Annotated in this window: 15 protein-coding genes; 8 read left to right on the top strand and 7 right to left on the bottom strand. The window is 70.9% G+C overall.

The annotated features are described in order from the left end of the window. The 3 genes from MXD58_RS07075 to MXD58_RS07065 all read left to right on the top strand — a co-directional run. A partial coding sequence (locus MXD58_RS07075; RefSeq protein ID WP_250609134.1) for a hypothetical protein occupies window positions 1-267 on the top strand: 267 nt, incomplete at its 5' end. Continuing rightward, entirely contained in the window at window positions 264-1,568 is a 1,305-nt protein-coding gene (locus MXD58_RS07070) for a PIN-like domain-containing protein (RefSeq protein ID WP_248838615.1), read from the top strand. The genes MXD58_RS07075 and MXD58_RS07070, both read left to right, overlap by 4 nt. Window positions 1,569-1,833: 265 nt before the next feature. Then, window positions 1,834-2,643, top strand: a complete 810-nt coding sequence (locus tag MXD58_RS07065; protein ID WP_248838616.1) for an SAM-dependent methyltransferase — start codon at window positions 1,834-1,836, stop codon at window positions 2,641-2,643. A 40-nt stretch (window positions 2,644-2,683) separates the two neighbouring features. On the opposite strand, the gene MXD58_RS07060 is transcribed toward MXD58_RS07065, so the two are convergent. The 4 genes from MXD58_RS07060 to MXD58_RS07045 all read right to left on the bottom strand — a co-directional run bounded on the left by MXD58_RS07060 (window position 2,684) and on the right by MXD58_RS07045 (window position 6,039). Continuing rightward, on the bottom strand, window positions 2,684-3,448 hold the full coding sequence (locus tag MXD58_RS07060; protein ID WP_250609133.1) for an ArsR/SmtB family transcription factor: 765 nt from the start codon (window positions 3,446-3,448) through the stop codon (window positions 2,684-2,686). 69 nt (window positions 3,449-3,517) lie between these two features. Further along, on the bottom strand, window positions 3,518-3,748 hold the full coding sequence (locus MXD58_RS07055) for a hypothetical protein (protein ID WP_248838618.1): 231 nt from the start codon (window positions 3,746-3,748) through the stop codon (window positions 3,518-3,520). 68 nt (window positions 3,749-3,816) lie between these two features. Continuing rightward, a complete protein-coding gene (locus tag MXD58_RS07050; protein WP_248838619.1) occupies window positions 3,817-5,031 on the bottom strand; it encodes a zinc-dependent alcohol dehydrogenase in 1,215 nt (404 codons plus the stop codon). A gap of 174 nt (window positions 5,032-5,205) precedes the next feature. Continuing rightward, on the bottom strand, window positions 5,206-6,039 hold the full coding sequence (locus tag MXD58_RS07045; protein WP_248838620.1) for a methyltransferase domain-containing protein: 834 nt from the start codon (window positions 6,037-6,039) through the stop codon (window positions 5,206-5,208). 772 nt (window positions 6,040-6,811) lie between these two features. On the opposite strand from MXD58_RS07045, the gene MXD58_RS07040 reads away from it, so the two are divergent. From MXD58_RS07040 to MXD58_RS07030, 3 genes are all read left to right on the top strand, one after another. Then, complete coding sequence (locus MXD58_RS07040; RefSeq protein WP_248838621.1) at window positions 6,812-7,807, top strand: YihY/virulence factor BrkB family protein; 996 nt, start codon at window positions 6,812-6,814, stop codon at window positions 7,805-7,807. A gap of 85 nt (window positions 7,808-7,892) precedes the next feature. Continuing rightward, entirely contained in the window at window positions 7,893-9,488 is a 1,596-nt protein-coding gene (locus MXD58_RS07035; RefSeq protein ID WP_248838622.1) for an MFS transporter, read from the top strand. After that, a complete protein-coding gene (locus MXD58_RS07030) occupies window positions 9,485-9,934 on the top strand; it encodes a MarR family winged helix-turn-helix transcriptional regulator (protein ID WP_248838623.1) in 450 nt (149 codons plus the stop codon). The genes MXD58_RS07035 and MXD58_RS07030 overlap by 4 nt, the downstream gene beginning before the upstream one ends. A gap of 31 nt (window positions 9,935-9,965) precedes the next feature. Here MXD58_RS07030 and MXD58_RS07025 read toward each other — a convergent pair whose 3' ends face one another. Continuing rightward, the gene (locus MXD58_RS07025) at window positions 9,966-10,589 is read right to left on the bottom strand and encodes a GNAT family N-acetyltransferase (RefSeq protein ID WP_248838624.1); all 624 of its coding nucleotides are present in this window, start codon (window positions 10,587-10,589) and stop codon (window positions 9,966-9,968) included. Between the two features lie 472 nt (window positions 10,590-11,061). Between MXD58_RS07025 and MXD58_RS07020 the strand changes: the two genes are divergently transcribed. Then, a complete protein-coding gene (locus MXD58_RS07020; protein ID WP_374615743.1) occupies window positions 11,062-11,448 on the top strand; it encodes an SAM-dependent methyltransferase in 387 nt (128 codons plus the stop codon). Further along, window positions 11,381-12,985: a recombinase family protein gene (locus MXD58_RS07015; protein WP_248838625.1), complete on the top strand. Its 1,605-nt coding sequence runs from the start codon at window positions 11,381-11,383 to the stop codon at window positions 12,983-12,985. The genes MXD58_RS07020 and MXD58_RS07015 overlap by 68 nt, the downstream gene beginning before the upstream one ends. A 468-nt stretch (window positions 12,986-13,453) precedes the next feature. Here the strand turns inward: MXD58_RS07015 and MXD58_RS07010 are convergent, their stop codons facing one another. Both MXD58_RS07010 and MXD58_RS07005 read right to left on the bottom strand, forming a co-directional pair. Continuing rightward, a complete protein-coding gene (locus tag MXD58_RS07010) occupies window positions 13,454-14,860 on the bottom strand; it encodes a replication initiator (protein ID WP_248838626.1) in 1,407 nt (468 codons plus the stop codon). Between the two features lie 107 nt (window positions 14,861-14,967). Continuing rightward, window positions 14,968-16,389, bottom strand: a 1,422-nt coding sequence (locus tag MXD58_RS07005) for an FtsK/SpoIIIE domain-containing protein (RefSeq protein ID WP_250609131.1), incomplete at its 5' end; no start/stop codon positions are given.

The following is a 16,389-nucleotide window of genomic DNA, read 5'->3' as shown; positions in this document are numbered from 1 at the left end:
GGCCGGCCCCGCGCGCCCCGCGCGGGCGCCGGACTGGACGTCGAGGCGACACGCGACGCGATCATGGCCCTGTCCGACCGCGACGAGGCGGCCCGCTACGTGGCAGGGCTCGGCACGGTCGCCGTGCTGCGCGCGCTGGCCGACGATCTGCACGTGCGACTGCCCGCGAAGGTCCGCAAGCCCGATATTGCCCGCAGGATCGTCGACGCCACCCTCGGGCGAAAGCTCACCGCGGAAGCGATGCGGGACCTGGGGCACGGCGGATGACAAAGGTTGACGGCCCAGCACCGAGCCCGCCGCAGGCGCGCACCGTTCATGGCCTCTACGACGGCTTCGATGCGTATCGAACGCCCACGGATCAGGATTTCCGGTCGGTGTTCACCGCCGGCCTCGTGGTGCCCGACGCCAACGTGCTCATCAATCTCTACCGGTACAGCTCCGAGGCGCGCGACAGCCTACTGTCGGTCCTGGCCAACCTCGGCGATCGCCTGTGGGTCCCCCACCAGGTGAAGGTCGAGTTCTGGTCCGTCCGGGACGGGGTGCTGCGCGACCCGCGGGGAACCTTGGCGCTCACCGCCGACCTGGACAAGCTGCGTAGCCGGACCGAACAGCTGCTCATCGAGTGGGCGAAGGCTCGGTCCCTGTCGCCGCAGGCGTCGGCGGAGCTGCGGGCCGACATCGACGCCGGGTTCGACGGGGCGATGGACCGCGTCGCGGAGTTCGATGCCGACGGTATCCACTACCTGGAGGACTCCACCAGCGACCCGGTCGTGACGGCACTCGGCGACATTCTCGCCGGGCGGGTCGCGCCGCCCCCGACGCCGGACGTGCTCAGCGCCCGGATCGCTGACGCGCACCAGCGCGTGCTTGCCGAGATTCCGCCGGGCTACAAGGACAAGGGCAAACCGGGCGATGCGCCTGCGGGTGACTATCTCGTCTGGTGTGAGCTGCTGGACGAGGCGAAGGCCCGCGACTGTGACGCGCTGTTCGTGACCAGCGACGTCAAGGAGGACTGGTGGCGCCGGGTCCGAGAGTCACCGCGGGGTCCACGACCGGAGCTGGTCGCGGAGATGCGGGCCATCACCGGCCGCAGGCTTTTCATGGTGCAGCCTGACGGCCTGCTCGACCGGGCGCGCAGACTCCTCGACGTCGTCGTCTCCGCGTCGTCGCTGGAAAACGTCGAACGTGTCGGGCGGATCGACGCGGGCCTCGTCGAAAGCTGGACCGTCGATGCGGTCGCGGCCGTGCTGGACAGGCTGGCGGACGAGGCCCCGACGCAGGCCACGGTCTTGGTGCGGGCGGCCCGACTCGGCGGTTTCATCGACCGCGCGGACGTCTACCGCACCGCCGGATACGACGCGGACCGCAGCCTGCGCGGCTTCACCCGGCCGGTGCGGCGCATTATCGCGGCCTTTCAGGAGCGCGGGCTCATTCCCGACAACGTCGAAGGACTTCTCGAGGCGAGCTACGACACCGAGACCATCGGGCTGGCGACCGGGTTCACTGTTCCGCCCGCCGCCCTCCCGCTCGTCCTGCAGTGGGCCGAAACGGCCGCGAACGAGAACTGATCAGCGCCCGCGGACGAGCGCCAGCCAAGCCGCCAGCGGACGGCTGCTGCACACGTCCGCCGCCCATTCGGCGCCGCGGAGATGACCGCGTCCTCCCAGGCACACCCCCGCAGCGGCGGCCCGTCCGCACCCGCCTGTAGGGATCGGCCATCAGGTGCGCAGGGGCGGTCACAAGATCTGGTCGAGCTGCGCGTCGATCCTGCCGTGCCGCCGCTGCTGACCGGCCCGGCGGGGCGGGGTGCGGAACGAGTTCGCCCGAACGTGCATGATATGTCGTATGGGTGCTGATGAGGCGGCGCAGAGCGCATGGTCACGGGTTGACACGAGTGTGCCGCACTCCGCGCGGGTCTGGAACTACTGGCTCGGCGGCAAGGACAACTTCCCGGCTGACCGGGAGCTCGGTGACAGGGTCTTCGAGGTCTACCCGGACATCGTGCATGTCGCCCGCGCGCAGCGGGAGTTCCTGGTCAGGGCCGTCACGTTCCTCGCCGGCGAGGTGGGCATCCGCCAGTTCCTCGACATCGGGACGGGCCTGCCGACCGCCGACAACACCCATGAGGTCGCGCAGCGGATCGCCCCGGACTCGCGGATCGTCTACGTCGACAACGACCCGCTCGTCCTCGTGCACGCCCGCGCGCTGCTCACCAGCGCCGCCGGCGGGGCCACCGCGTACGTCGACGCCGACGTGCGCGATCCCGACAGGATTCTTGCCGAGGCGGCCGAGGTACTGGACTTCTCCCAGCCGGTGGCACTGGTGATGTTCGGCATTCTGGGCAACGTCGCCGACACCGGCGAGGCGCAGGCGATCGCGAGGCGGCTCCTCGACGGCGTCGGGTCGGGCAGCTACCTCACGCTCAACGATGGCACCCACGGCGAGGCCGTCGACAAGGCCATCGAGATCACCCAGGCCGACGGTCACCCCTACAACCTGCGCACCCCTGACCAGGTCGCGTCGTTCTTCGACGGGCTCGAGGTCGTGGAGCCCGGCGTCGTCTCGACGCCGCTGTGGCGGCCGGCGGCCGGGGTCGACCCGCAGCCGCTGTTCATCTACGGCGGGGTCGGCCGCAAGGCGTAGGCGGCACTGCGCGCGCCGAGCGCCACGCCGGGACGGCTGGTCAGCTGGCGCCGTACCTCAGCGAGCCCGGCGTCGTGAGGAGCTCCCCGGTCTCGAGCCATGTCTTGAGGCCGGAGAGGATCATCGGCCAGCCGCCGTAGAGCTCGTCGTGCGCACCCTCGCGCAGCTGGTCGTGGGTGACCGTGAGGCGACACGAGTCGGCGATCGGCTCGATCTCCCAGGTCACCCGGGAGGCGCCCTCGGCCTTCACGTCGTCGCTCCACAGCGCGGTCAACGTGTGCACGAGTCGCCGGGGCGGGTCGCTCTCGAGGACCTCGCCCTCACCGAGCAGTCCCGGCGCGCCGGGGCTGGCCATCTCGACGCGCGAACCGGGCGTCCAGTCCGAGGTGACGCGGGCGCCGAACTGGTAGCGGCTGCGGATCTCAGGGTCGGTGATCGCCTCCCAGAGGCGCTCGGGGGTCGTGCGGAGGTAGATCTCGAAGATCTTTTCCATGGGGCGCTCCAACATGGTCTTGAGCTCACTGAGGCCCGCGGCCCAAGGCTCGGCGTACTTGCTCACCCACCGGTCGTGGACGAGCCGGATCGGGACCGGGTTGAGGAAGTGGAGCTTTTCGCGGCCACGCCGCCTGGTGACGACCAGACCGGCCTCCTCCAGCAGCTTCAGGTGCTTCATCACGCCGAAGCGACTCATCGCGAAGCGCTCCTCGAGCGCGCCCAACGTCTGCCCGTCCTCACGGAACAGCTCGTCGAGCAGCGCCCGGCGGGTCGGGTCGGCCAGCGCCCGGAACACCTCGTCCACGACCACGAAAATACGTGACCTATTGGTCACATGTCAAGGTGTGCCGCTGGCCCGCCAGGAGGTGCAGCGGCGCGGTCAGTCCCAGGTGATCGTGGGGGTGGCGCCCGGGTGGAGGAAGGTGAGCAGGCGTTCGCCCTCGGCCTCGATCGCGCGGCGGCGCGGGGCGGGGCCGATCCCGGTGGCGGCGGTGAGGGTGAGTTCGGCGCTGGTGCGACGGCCGGTGGTGGCCCACGGTGCCGACGACGAGTCCGTCCACCAGGAAGGTCGGCGCCCGGTTGAGCTCCTGGACCGACCACGCCGTCGCACTTATCCACCCACCCTCCCCCACCGCGGGCAGACCTCGATCCCCGGTCAGACCGCGGTCAGCGGCCGGGTCAGGCCGCGGGGTCGAGGGCGACCTTCGTCCAGCCGGCCTCCTGGCGGTCGAACGCCTGATAGGCCTCGACCGCGCCGGACACCGGGCGGTGCTGCGTGATGATCTCCGCGGGGTCGACCTGGCCCGCCTCGACCATCGACAGCAACCGCGGGATGTAGCGGCGGTGGTGGCAGACCCCGAGCTTCACGCTCAGGTTCCGGTTGAACGCGACGCCGATCGGAAAGGCCCGGAAACTGTCCGGGTAGAGGCCGACGACGCCGATCGTCCCCGCCTTCGCGACCGCCTCCGTGGCCCAGCGCGAGGCCTGCGACGGCGCGTCCCCGGCCGCCCAGCCACGTCCCGCCGGATGGTCCTCGCCACCGGTCGCGGCTCGCTGCTCGTGGTCGAACTCGGCGTCGGTGGGTGCGTCCGGGGTCGCCGGGCCGGACACGGGACGGCGCGCGTCCACACCGACGGCGTCGATCACCCGGTCGACCCCCACCCCGCGGGTCATCTCCCGGATGATCTCGACCGGGTCCTCCTCGTTGAAGTTCACGGTCTCGGCATGCAGTGCCCGAGCCCCCTGGAGTCGGGACGCGACACCGTCGACCGCGATGACCCGCCCGGCGCCGAGCTGGAACGCCGAGAGCACCGCGAACTGCCCCACCGGGCCGGCGCCGAAGACCGCGACCGTGTCCCCCGTCCCGACCTCCGCCAGCTTCGCGCCGAACCATCCCGTCGGGTAAATGTCCGAGATCATGATCGCCTGGTCGTCGCTAACACTGTCGGGCAGGGGGACCAACCCGACGTTAGCGAAGGGCACCCGGGCGTACTCGGCCTGCAGCCCGTCGAACGGGCCGGTGGCAATCGGGCCGCCGAAGAACGCGGAACCGCCCTGCATGCCGTTCGGATTCGCGTGGTCGCACTGCGCGTGGTATCCGGCGCGGCAGTAGGAGCACGATCCGCAGGCGATCGTCGACGGGATGACCACCCGGTCACCGGGCCGGAAATTACGGACGTAACGCCCGACCTCCTCGACGATCCCCACCCCCTCATGGCCGAGGATCGTGCCCGGGCGCATCCCGGGCATGGTGCCGCGGACCATGTGCAGATCGGTGCCGCACAGCGCGCTGGCGGTCAGTCGGACGATCGCGTCCATCGGTTCGACGATCTTCGGCTCAGGCACCTGATCGACGCGGATGTCTCCTGGACCGTGAAAGACGACAGCCTTCACGACGTCCCTCCCGTGCTCGTCACCGCCCGCGCCGAACCTGGCGGCCCGACGCCGGGCCTGTCCCCTGCCTGTACCCGGCACCAGGCCGGCGACCCGGGCCGAGCCGAGCCGAGCCGGGCCGGGCCTCGCCGGGACGGGCCTCGCCGGGACGGGCCTCGCCGGGACGGTGCGCGCCTACCGGCGGGCGGTGAGGTGAAACATCGTGACGGTGGCCCGTACGGGTTCGTCACGGACGTCGTCGCGCAGCGTGGCGAGCCAGGCGGTGAGTGGGCCCGGGCCGTTGTCGGCCTCGATGCGGGCGACGGTGCGGCTGACCTCCAGCAGCATGTCGACCTCGGCGAAGCCCTGCGCCGTGACCAGGTGGCCGGTGAGGACGAGGTCGGCGAAGCCCGCCCGGCGGGCGAGCGCGGGCAGGTCACGGCCGATCCAGCCGTGCCGGAAACTGTCACACCAGGCGTCGGTGAACCGTCGGGTCGCGGCCCGATCGGTGCTCGTGATGGTGACGGTGGCGCAGTCAGGCTCCACGATCGCGACGCGCCCACCCGGCTTCAGCACGTGGTGTGCCTGCGCGAGGAGTTCCCGCGGATCGTCGAGGTGCATGAGGAGCCGGTCCGCCTTCACCGCGTCCAGGCTGGCTGGCGCGAGGGGAAGGTCGAGGGCCGAGCCGACGGTGAACGACACGTTGCCCACGCCGGCCGGCACCCGGGCCTGGGCGCGTTCGACGAGCCTGACACTGAGGTCGACACCGACGCAGGTGCCGGTCGGCCCGACGAGCGCACCGATGGCGACGGCGTCGTGCCCGAGACCCGACCCCACGTCCACCACCGCGTCACCCGGGCGCAGATCCAGCTGCCGCAGCACCGCGCTCTTGTAGGCCCGGAACGACGGGAGGGTGTACTGCAGCTCTATGGCGTCGACCACGTCGCGGAAATGCCGGTCGTCATCGGCGTCGCGGAACGCCTCCGCCCGAGGGGCGCAGGCGGCGGGAGTCTCACCACTGTGCCGCACGATTGTTTTCCTTCGTCTGCCGTGGACGCCCGCCCGGCCGCGCCGGTGGACCGCGCACCGTTCGACGTTCAGCCAACCATGGACCAGACAAACCCGGCCCGGCGATAATGATGTGGCCAGGAACGATGGCAGCTGCCATCCCAGCCACCGGACCGGCCCGGAATCTGCCTCGACCGTCATAGCTGGGCATGTGCCCGCGGTGGGCGTTAATGTCGTCCGCGTGAATCGCGACGCCCCCTTCCCAGCGTTCATGCGCCTGCATCCGACACTCCGTCGTGACGGCGGATCCGCGATCAGCGATGGCTCGTCGAACATAGTTCGCGGACCGGCCGACCGGCGGCGAACGGAGTTATCGGGTCGGCACACCTCATCGATTCGGTGTTGCGCCGGGGAAGGGCCTCAGGGCCCGCTGCCACGCCGGCCCAGGCGTTTCCCGGACGGCACCTGAGCGGGCCGGCGGGGTCCGGGAGGGTGCCCGCGGTGTCCGAGGTGCCTGAGGTGCCTGAGGTGCCTGAGGTGGCCGAGGTGGCCGAGGTGCCTGAGGTGGCCGAGGTGGCCGAGGTTCCGTAGCGGCGCGAGGCGATCTCGGCGATAGTCGCGGTTTCGCCCGCGGTGACAAGGTAAAGACTGTCCTATGGCTGCGACCTGGCGACGCCGCCGGCGGAAGAACACGCACGCGACGGACGGCGGGCCGGGGACGCAGGCAGCACCTCACGGTGGCGTTCCCCCGACCGAACCGGCCGTTGCCGCTGTCTGTGCCGGCGCGGGTGCCGTGCCCGAACGGCCCTCCCAGCTACGGGGGCGGTCGTGGTTCGCCGTGCTGCGCCGCACGGTGGCCGAGGTCCGCAGCGACGAGCTGCCCGACCGGGCGGCCGCGCTGACCTACTACGGCGTACTGGCGATCTTCCCCGCGCTGCTGGTGCTCGTCTCGACGCTCGGGTTCGTCAGCCAGTGGGCCGCGGACACGATCCTGACCAACGTGCAGCAGCTCGCGCCCGGGTCGGCCCGCGACATCGTGCGTGACGCCGTCACCGGCATCCGGGCCAGTCCCGGCACGGGTGGTGTTCTCGCCATCGTCGGCCTGGTCGGCGCGCTGTGGTCGGCGTCGAGCTACATCGCCGCGTTCATCCGGGCCGCGAACGTCGTCTACGACATCCGCGAGGGCCGGCCGGTGTGGAAGGTCGTGCCACTCCGCCTCGCCGTCACCGTGCTGATCGTCGTTCTGCTCGCGGCGAGTGCCGGGATCGTCCTCCTGTCCGGCGGGGTCGCCGACCGGGTCGGGCGGATTCTCGGCGTCGACGTCGCGTCGCTGCACGTCTGGTCGTACGCGAAGTGGCCGGTGCTGGCGGTGCTGGTGTCGGTGATGATCGCGCTGCTGTACTGGTCCGCGCCGAACGTGCGGGTGCGCGGGTTCCGCTGGCTGACGCCCGGCACCGTCCTCGCCGTGGTCCTGTGGCTCGCCGCGTCCGCTGGGTTCGCGGTGTACGTGGCGAACTTCGGCGCCTACAACAAGACCTACGGCACCCTCGCCGGCGTCATCGTGTTCCTGATCTGGCTGTGGCTGTCGAACCTGTCCGTGCTGCTCGGCCTGGAGTTCGACGCCGAGATCGCCCGCGAGCGGGCCCTGCTCGACGGCCATCCCGCGCACACCGAGCCCTACGCGCAGCCCCGGGACACCCGGACGTGGCGGCGCCAGCGCGGCCCGGGCGGCAGCCGTCCGCAGGAGGCGACCCTGTCCCGCGAGCCGTCGCAGGCGACCGGAGACTGATGACTCACAGCCGCATCCGCCCCGCGCCCGCCGATTTAGTTGTAGCGTCGTAACTGTTTTAGACCTACAACGATCGGAGTTGCCGATGGCGAGGCGGCTACGGCGACCAGCCACACTCCCCCCGGCGTCCGCCGAGCTGAGCCTGCGCCGGCGCTACCTGGTGCTCGGCATCTGCTGCTCCAGCCTGTTCCTGGTCGGCCTGGACAACACGATCCTCAACGTCGCGCTGCCGGCGCTGCAGCGTGACCTGCACGCCTCCGTGGCCGGCCTGCAGTGGACCATCGACGCCTATGTCGTCGTGCTCGCCAGCCTGCTGATGCTGTCGGGCTCGATGGGCGACCGCTTCGGGCGCCGGCGGGTGTTCCGCACCGGCCTCGTGCTGTTCTCCGCCGGGTCGCTGCTGTGCAGCGTCGCCCCGAGCCTCGGCTGGCTGATCGGGTTCCGCGCCCTGCAGGCCGTCGGCGGGTCGATGCTCAACCCGGTGGCCGTCTCGATCATCACCAACACGTTCACCGAACCGCGCGAGCGCGCCCGGGCCATCGGCGTGTGGGGCGCGATCATCGGCCTGAGCCTCGCCGCCGGCCCGGTCCTCGGCGGGCTGCTCGTCGACCAGGCGAGCTGGCGGGCGATCTTCTGGATCAACGTGCCGGTCGGCCTCGCCGCCTTCGTGCTGACCAGGCTGTACGTCCCCGAGTCGCGGGCGGCGCGGGCGCGGCGGTTCGACCCGGTCGGCCAGGTGCTGCTCGCGCTGACGTTCGGCGCCCTGGTCTACGCGCTGATCGAGGCGCCGGCCGCCGGCTGGGTGTCCGCGCAGACGCTGGGGACGCTCGCCGCCGTCGCCGTCGGGCTCGCCGCGTTCGCCGGCTGGTCGCTGCGGCGCGCGGACCCGGTGCTCGACCTGCGGTTCTTCCGCAGCCCGCCGTTCAGCGGCGCCACCCTGATCGCCGTCAGCGCGTTCGTCGCCCTCGGCGGCTTCCTGTTCCTGAACACGCTCTACCTCCAGGACGTGCGCGGCTTCTCCGCGCTGCACGCCGGCCTGTTCACCTTGCCGATGGCGGCGGTGACCGCGGTGGCCGCGCCGGTCTCCGGCCGGCTCGTCGGCGCCTACGGCCCCCGGCCGTCGCTGCTGATCTCCGGCCCGTGCATGGCCGTCAGCGGGGCGCTGCTCACCGTGCTGGGGCCCGATACCGGCACGGCGCTGCTTTTCGTCGCCTACGCGCTGTTCGGGCTGGGGTTCGGCATGGTCAACGCCCCGATCACCACCACGGCGGTCGCCGGCCTGCCGAACTCCCAGGCCGGCGTGGCCGCCGCGGTGGCCTCCACGAGCAGGCAGCTCGGCCAGGCCCTCGGCGTCGCCGTGATCGGCTCCATCGCCGCGAGCAAGGGCCTCGGCGGCACCCGCGTCGACCCCACCGACCCCGCCGGCTGGTGGATCATCGCTGGCTGCGGCGCCGCCGTCGCCCTCCTCGGCCTGCTCACCACCGGCCGGTGGGCCCTGGCCCGCGCCCAGCAGGCCGCCGCCGCGATGGCCACCGCACCGTCCTCCACCGCACCGTCCTCCACCGCGGCGATCCCAGCCTCGTCGGCCCCCGCCGCGACGGCAGCAGTTCCGACGACAGCAGTCCCGACGGCAGCAGTTCCGACGACAGCAGTCCCGACGGCACCAACCCCGTCGCGGTGACGGCCGACCAGCTCCTCGACGCGCCGGCGGCGGATGCGGCCGAGCGGGTCTGGCGGCGGATGCGGACGATGGTCCTCGACCGGCACAGCCGCCGCCGCGAGGTCTGCGAGACCCTCGACCTCAGCTTCATCCGGGTGAAGGCGCTGCTGCGGCTGGCCCGCGGTCCCAGCACGATGCACGAGCTCGCCGTCTCCCTGTCCACCGACCGCCCGTACACCACTGTCGTCATCGACGAGTTGGAACGCCGCGAGCTGGTCCTGCGCACCGTCGACCCGGACGACCGCCGCCGCCGCGTGGTCGAGCTGACCGACGCCGGGCGCGACACCGCCCACCGCGCCGAACGCCTCCTCAACGACCCGCCGGAGGTACTGCTGCACCTGTCCCCCGCCGACCTCGCCACCCTCGACCGCATCACCGACGCCCTGGCCGGCGACGCGGACGGCTGACCCCGCCGCATCGCCTCCCGATCTGAGCCGGTCAGGTCCAGCGGGAGGGGCGCTCGTCCGGGCGTGGGGATCGCAGGGCGTTCACGCGCGCGGTGAGGCGGCGGAAGACCGCGGGCCATTCGTCGTCGACGATGGAGAAGATGACGGTGTCGCGCCACGAGCCGTCGCGCCTCCTGGCGTGCTTGCGCAGCACGCCGTCCTGAGCTGCGCCGAGCGCCAGGACCGCGCGCCGGGAGCGGGTGTTGCGGTCGTCGACGTTGAACTCGACCCGGACGACCTCGAGGGTCTCGAAGGCGTGGGTGAGCAGGAGGAGTTTCGCCTCGGCGTTGACCGGCGTGCCGCGGACGGCGCTGGACAGCCAGGTGTAGCCGATGGTCAGACGGCGGCGTTCGGGGTTGAGGTCGTAGAGCGCGGTGGTGCCGATGACCGCGTCCGAGCCGCGGTCGATCTGCGTGAGGGACAGGCGGCCGGGCGAGGCGAGCATGTGCGCCACGGTCGCCGGCGAGGGCGGCTCCGAGTCGATCCCGTGCGGGAAGAACTCGAGGGTCGCGTCGTCGTCGTGGGCGACGGCGAGTGGCCTCGCGTCCGACGGGAGGGTCGGGCGCAGCAGCACATGCTCGCCGCGCAGCGTCGGCGTCCTCCCCCAGCGTTCCATGTCGGCAGACCGTCCCGTTCGTCAACATCCAGTGGTCGAGGTTGACGCGCAGATTACGACCGCCGGCGACCGGTTCCAGCACAGGGCCCGCACCACGGGGGCGCGTTCCGGAGGTCCTCCCCGACGGTCAGGGGAGGATCTCGAGGGAACCGTCGGTTCCGCGGACGGAGGCGCTGGCCGTCGTGGATCGGCCTGGTGGCCCGCTCCACGCCGACGACGGCGGGCAGGCCGGCGCTCGGCCTCGGCCAGCGACACCTGCCTGGAGAGGAAATAGCGGCTGACCATGCCGTAGTTCGGGTACTCCCGGTAACCGATGCAGGTCCGGGCCCCGTCGACCTTCCGCGTGGTCCTTTCCACTTAGTGATGCCAGCCAATATGCCCGGGACCCGGCGGCGCTGCGCGGCCGGGACGATAACGTTCGGGGCGAATCAGGCCTTATCGTGAACGGCTTGCCGGTGAGGAAGGGAAGACCGTGACGACGACGGACGGTCCGCAGCCCGCGGGGCGCATGGCATGGACGCGACTGACCACCGACCGCCCGCCCGTTGACCTGGCCATCGACAAGCCGCACTCGGCCCGGATGTACGACTACTACCTGGGCGGCAAGGACAACTTCCCCGCCGACCGGGAAGCCGCCGCGAAGGTCATCGCAGCGGCGCCGAGCGTGCCGCAGATGGCCCGGGAGAACCGGGCCTTCATGGTCCGCGCCATCCGGCACCTGGCCGCCGAGGCCGGCATCCGCCAGTTCCTCGACATCGGCACCGGTAGGTTTCGCGAAATATACTTATCTCATGGTGATGACGGAGAGCGGCGATTCTCGCCGGAGGACCCCTGTCCCCGCGTCCTATCCGCATGCTGACGGTGCACTGTCCCTGACGTCCTTCAGTGGCCGGCGGTTCGGTCTGTACCTGCGGATCTCTGACGATGACGAGCTGACCGAGGATGGCATTGCCATTCAGGAGGCAGACGAACGGGCATGGGTTGCGCGGGTCGGTGGGGTCGTGGGGAAGATCTACCCGGAGAACGACACGTCCGCGTACAAGAAGAAGAAGCGCCGTTTGCCGGACGGGACGCTTGTGTGGCGAGTGGTCCGCCCTCTATGGGAACAGATGCTCGCGGATCTTCGTTCCGGGGTGATTGAGGGTGTGGTGGTTGTCGACCTTGACCGGTTGGCGCGCGACCCCCGCGACCTAGAAGATGCCATTGAGATTGTCGAGCACCACCGCCGACCGGTGGTCGGTCTGACCGGTGGCATTGATCTTCTGACGGACAATGGCCGGTTTACCGCTCGTATCCTGGTGGCCTGCGCGAACAAGGCGTCCGCGGACACGGCGCGGCGCGTGCGCCGTAAGCACCTGGACCTACAGGCCCAGGGATCAACGGGCGCAGGGCCCCGCCCGTTCGGCTGGGCCAACGATCATGTCACGCTGCACCCGGTCGAGGCCCCGATCTCTCGGAAAATCTGTGACGACGTCACCGCAGGCATCCCGCTCGATGCGATCGCCCAGGGGTTGCGCGAGCGGGAGATCACCGGCACCCGGGGGGCACAGTGGCAGGTCAGCACCCTTATGTCGTACCTGCGGAACCCGCGTCTGTGTGGGTGGCGTAGCCGCGTGATGTCCGAGGACAACCCCGAGACGGGCGAAACGTGCCGGTGGCTGGACATCGTCCGCGACCCCGACGGACAGCCGGTCATCGGCCAGTGGGAGCCGATCATCACGCCGGAGCAGTGGGAAATGATCGTGGCGCGGATCGGTGCGCGGAAGCAGCCAGGGAACGGGCATAACGCCCGCCGCTACCTCTACAGCGGCATCACGCGGTGCGGTGAATGTGGCCGGAAGATGTCCGGAGCGCCGCGTTCGGGTCGTGGCTACGCCTACGTGTGCAAGACGCAGAATCTCGGGTGCGGAAAAGTCGTGCGGGACGGCGTGAAGGTAGACGCCTACGTGACTGCCGCTCTTATCGCCAAGGTTGAGCAGGAGCTAAGCCAGGCCGTTGCCCTGGTCGATACCGCATGGACGAAACAAGGCGACCTTACCTACGTGCAGGAGCAGATAGCCGAGCTTCGGGCCCGCTACCGGAAGCGGGAGATCACCCCCGACCGGTATTTCGATGATCTGAGGTTCTTCGAGGAGGAGGAGCGGACGTTGTTCGCCGAGCAGAAGCGGCACACAGCCGTTGTCGCCGCAGCGAAGGCCCGGCCCGCGAACATCCGCCGAGAGTGGAAGAGCTACCCGTTGTCGCGGAAGCGTGCGATCGCAGAGGACTACCTCAACGCGGTGATCATCGAAAGGGCTCGTTACAAGGGTGCCCGCTTCGATCCCGATCTGATTGACATGCAGTGGAAGGGGGATGCCCAGGACACCACCGGGGATCTTCTTATGGAAGCTGCGTAGAACAAGCGCGAAAGGCCGGACGGCCGCCCTTCCCCGGGAGAGGGAGGAACGGCCGTCCGGTTTACTCTGCGGCGTGCGTGTTTTGGCCGGGGGGCAGCGTCAGCCCGAACATGGCCGCCGCACGTGCGCGTTGGTTCGCCGACCAGGCAGGGGCCCGCGCCGCTTGGACGCGCCCCCATTCCTCGGCAGACAGCACCGGACCGTCGCCACCGGAACGCCCAGAACCAGGACGGACACTATCCGTTACTGTCTGCGCCGGTGCGTGAGTGTCATGGGTGGTGTCATCAGCCCGCCCGCCCACCCCCGCCACCACCACACCGGGGGTCGCGTTGCGCTGCACCGTCACCCCAGGACGTGCAGGCAGATCGGTGCCTTCGGCACTCATTTCTTCTGGCACGGCGATCGCGGCGGCAGGTGTGGTCTGGCCGCCGTCTGGGTCCCAGTCCTCGAACGGCAGAACATCCCCGGTCATCTGCCGGCCGACCCGTCGCCCTCACCGGTACCGGTGCCCCCCGGTGGTCCCTCAGGAGACAGACCGCCGGGCGGATGGTCACCGGTCGCCCTGCCTCGTCCGGCGTAGGTCCATGATCCGACGGCGATGGTGCGCGGGTCGCCGTCCGGGCGTCCGAACGCATCGAGGAGCCCCCGGGCGGAGGCGACGGCCGCGACCGTGCGCGCGAACGTCCTCCGGGCACCCCGCAACGCCCCGAACGTCGTGGAGTACCGCCGACTTTTGGTGATCCAGTGGCCGCCGAAGCCGTAGGCGTGGGACCAGCGCAGCAGACCCGGGAGCCGACCGTGTTGGCGTCCCGCCGCGTCATCGAGCGCCGCCGCGAACTGTTCATCGGCGCCGAGCGTCCAGCAGGTTTCGACCATTCGCCGGGCGTGGGGGTCGAGGGCGAGTCGGGCGAGGTGCGCGAGACTGCGCACCGGCCGGTCCAGTAGTCCGGAGCCGGTGACGCTTTTTGTCAGGTACTTCGCGAGGTAGTTCGCGACCCGTCCGCCGTCATCCGGTCCTACGCCGATGGCCCGGATGTCGATCTGCGCACCCCAGCGGACCGCCGTTCCCGCCGGGTCGGTTGGGTGTGGTGCGGACACGGCCACGTCTCCCAGGACGTCGCGCAGGCAGTCCGCGATCAGGTCCGCCGATGCCCACGCCGGGGGTGCCACGATCTGGTCCGGGGACGCGCCGCGCCCATCGACGCGGATCACGACATGCAGGTGCACCAGGCCGCGGGCTTGCATTTCCGCGGCCTTGGCAAAGGTGATCCGCAGTTCACGGCGCAGCGCAGCCACCGACCGGCCGGACGCCGCCGCTACCGCGGATTCCAACCGGTCGCGGGTCGCCTTCCACAAGGTGGGCAGCAGCGCGTTCCAGAGGACCGCGCCGGTGTAGTCGAAGCATTCCGGGCACAGCGGCGTACCAAGCTTCCGGTCTCCGTCACCATGCCGGGCGTGGCAGCCCGCGGGACGGCCGTGGGGGCACAGTCCCCGCCGAGGCCGGCACGCCCGCGCGTCACCACCCTTGCCCCGCGACCGGCGGGAGTGCACCGGACCGAACGAAGGCGCCGTCAGGGTGACGAACAGCGCCGGATGACCACCGACCCCCTCAGGCAGTCCGTCGCCGCCGGTCAGGCCGGTGAGCACGACCCGCCGGGCGTCGCGTTTGTAGGTCTGCGAGCAGGTGGGGCACACCGTTTCCCGCCGGTTGTTACACCGGACGTGCACGACCCCGCCCGGTAGTCCCGCCGACGAGTACGCCCTTCGGGTCCGGCCGGTGTCCCGGTCCACGTGATCGGTGTGGCCGCTCAGGCGGATCGGTGCGGAGCAGCCACCCGCCACCAGCCGATCATCAGGAAGTGCTTGTGCTGTCACTGTGGGTTCCTCGCGGGGGCAGGGTTCAGCGCCCCGGGCGTCCGACGAGCGGGCCCGGGGGTGAACGGAGGAAGCAAGAGGAAGGAAGGTGATTCCGGCGGGGCGTGTCAGGCGCCGCGCATGCGCGCTTCCCAGGCGCGCCACGCCGCCTCGGCCACAGGACCGCCGTCGTCCAGGTCGACCGGTGGGGGCAGCGGAGGCAGTGCGCGTCGACGTGGTGCCGGGGGCAGCGCGGGGGGTGGTGGCATCGGCCAGCCCCGCAAGGGAATCGTCGTCTCATCCGTCGGCCACGGCGTCGGTGTCGGTGTCGGCCACGGCGTCGGTGTCGGTGTCGCGGCGGGAGCCGGTCGGGCCGGGTAGGGCACCGGGCCGGTGTCGGACAGGATGACGGGGGTCCATCCGGTCACCGGTGGTGCGGAAGCGGCCGGCGGGGGCATGGGGGGCGTCGCCGGGGGCTGTTCGGACGGTGGCCGGTTCCTCGCGGCCATCGCGCGGATGTCGTCATCGGTCTGCCAGGCCGCGCGGACCCGGACGGGTGCGGGGTCACCGTCGACCAGGACGTAGCCGACACCAGGCAGACCGGTAGGAATCCGTTCGCACGCCGCGCCCCGGTCGTGCGCGCCGCCGCCGAGGACCATGTCAGCCTGGCTCTTCTCGGTCATCCGCAGCGCGACGCGCACGGGAAACAGGTCCCGCAGCGGCAGGACGTCTTTTCTTGGGTCCTGGATCGCGCCGACCACGACGACACCGGGGGCACGCCCCTGGCTCAGCAGCAGCGAGAGCGACGCCCCGATTTTCTTCTTCAGTTCGGCGTCGGACACGTAGGCGGTGAGCGAGGCGACTTCGTCGACGATGACGACGATCAGCGGGTCACCGGGTGAGGGTGTGTGGAGTCGGGAGACCCCGCGGAGTCGCCCGGTGCGCCGGTTCATCGTCCGGACCGCATCCGAGAGAAGATCGTTGATTTCTTCGGTGTCGACCGCGAAGCGTGCGAAGAGGGGTTCGCCGAAGGCGAGTTCCATGCCGCCTTTCGGGTCGACCGCCCAGACCTCGACCAGTCCCGCGCGGATCGCGGGGGCGAGCGCGCGGACGATGGACCACAGCACGCTTCCTTTGCCGGCACCGGTGGCCCCGGCAACCAGCACATGAGAACCGCGCAGGGGCAGAAGCCAGGCCGTACCGTCCTCCCGGACACCGACCGGTAGCCGGTCCAAATCTGCCGGATCACCCGCGGGGAGAAGGTCAGCGCGGATCGCCCGGCCCAGCACTTCGCGCCGAACCAGGACAATAGCGACCCGATCCGCGCGTTCCAGGTCGGGACTGATCCGCAGTTCGCGCAGTTTCAGGGTCGCGGTCAGCCGCCCCGCCGCCTGGTACAGCTCATCCACGCTCTGGCCGGGCGTCAGGGTGATCCGCAGGTGCCAGCCGGCCAGGCCGCGTCGAGCCCGGCGCACCCGCGGCGTACGCCCTCCCAGCCGCCTGGGGGTTTCCAGCCCGCAGGCTCGGCACGCCGCCGCCCACCGCCGCCG

Source organism: Frankia sp. AgKG'84/4 (assembly GCF_023242965.2).
GTDB lineage: Bacteria > Actinomycetota > Actinomycetes > Frankiales > Frankiaceae > Frankia.
This window is presented reverse-complemented; position numbering and strand designations above follow the sequence as displayed.

What these genes read in the sequence shown, in the direction of transcription:
- MXD58_RS07070 (WP_248838615.1), top strand. Translation starts at nt 264, where the DNA reads ATGACAAAGGTTGACGGCCCAGCACCGAGCCCGCCGCAGGCGCGCACC.
- MXD58_RS07035 (WP_248838622.1), top strand. Translation starts at nt 7,893, where the DNA reads ATGGCGAGGCGGCTACGGCGACCAGCCACACTCCCCCCGGCGTCCGCC.
- MXD58_RS07025 (WP_248838624.1), bottom strand. Translation starts at nt 10,589, where the DNA reads ATGGAACGCTGGGGGAGGACGCCGACGCTGCGCGGCGAGCATGTGCTG.
- MXD58_RS07065 (WP_248838616.1), top strand. Translation starts at nt 1,834, where the DNA reads ATGATATGTCGTATGGGTGCTGATGAGGCGGCGCAGAGCGCATGGTCA.
- MXD58_RS07015 (WP_248838625.1), top strand. Translation starts at nt 11,381, where the DNA reads ATGGTGATGACGGAGAGCGGCGATTCTCGCCGGAGGACCCCTGTCCCC.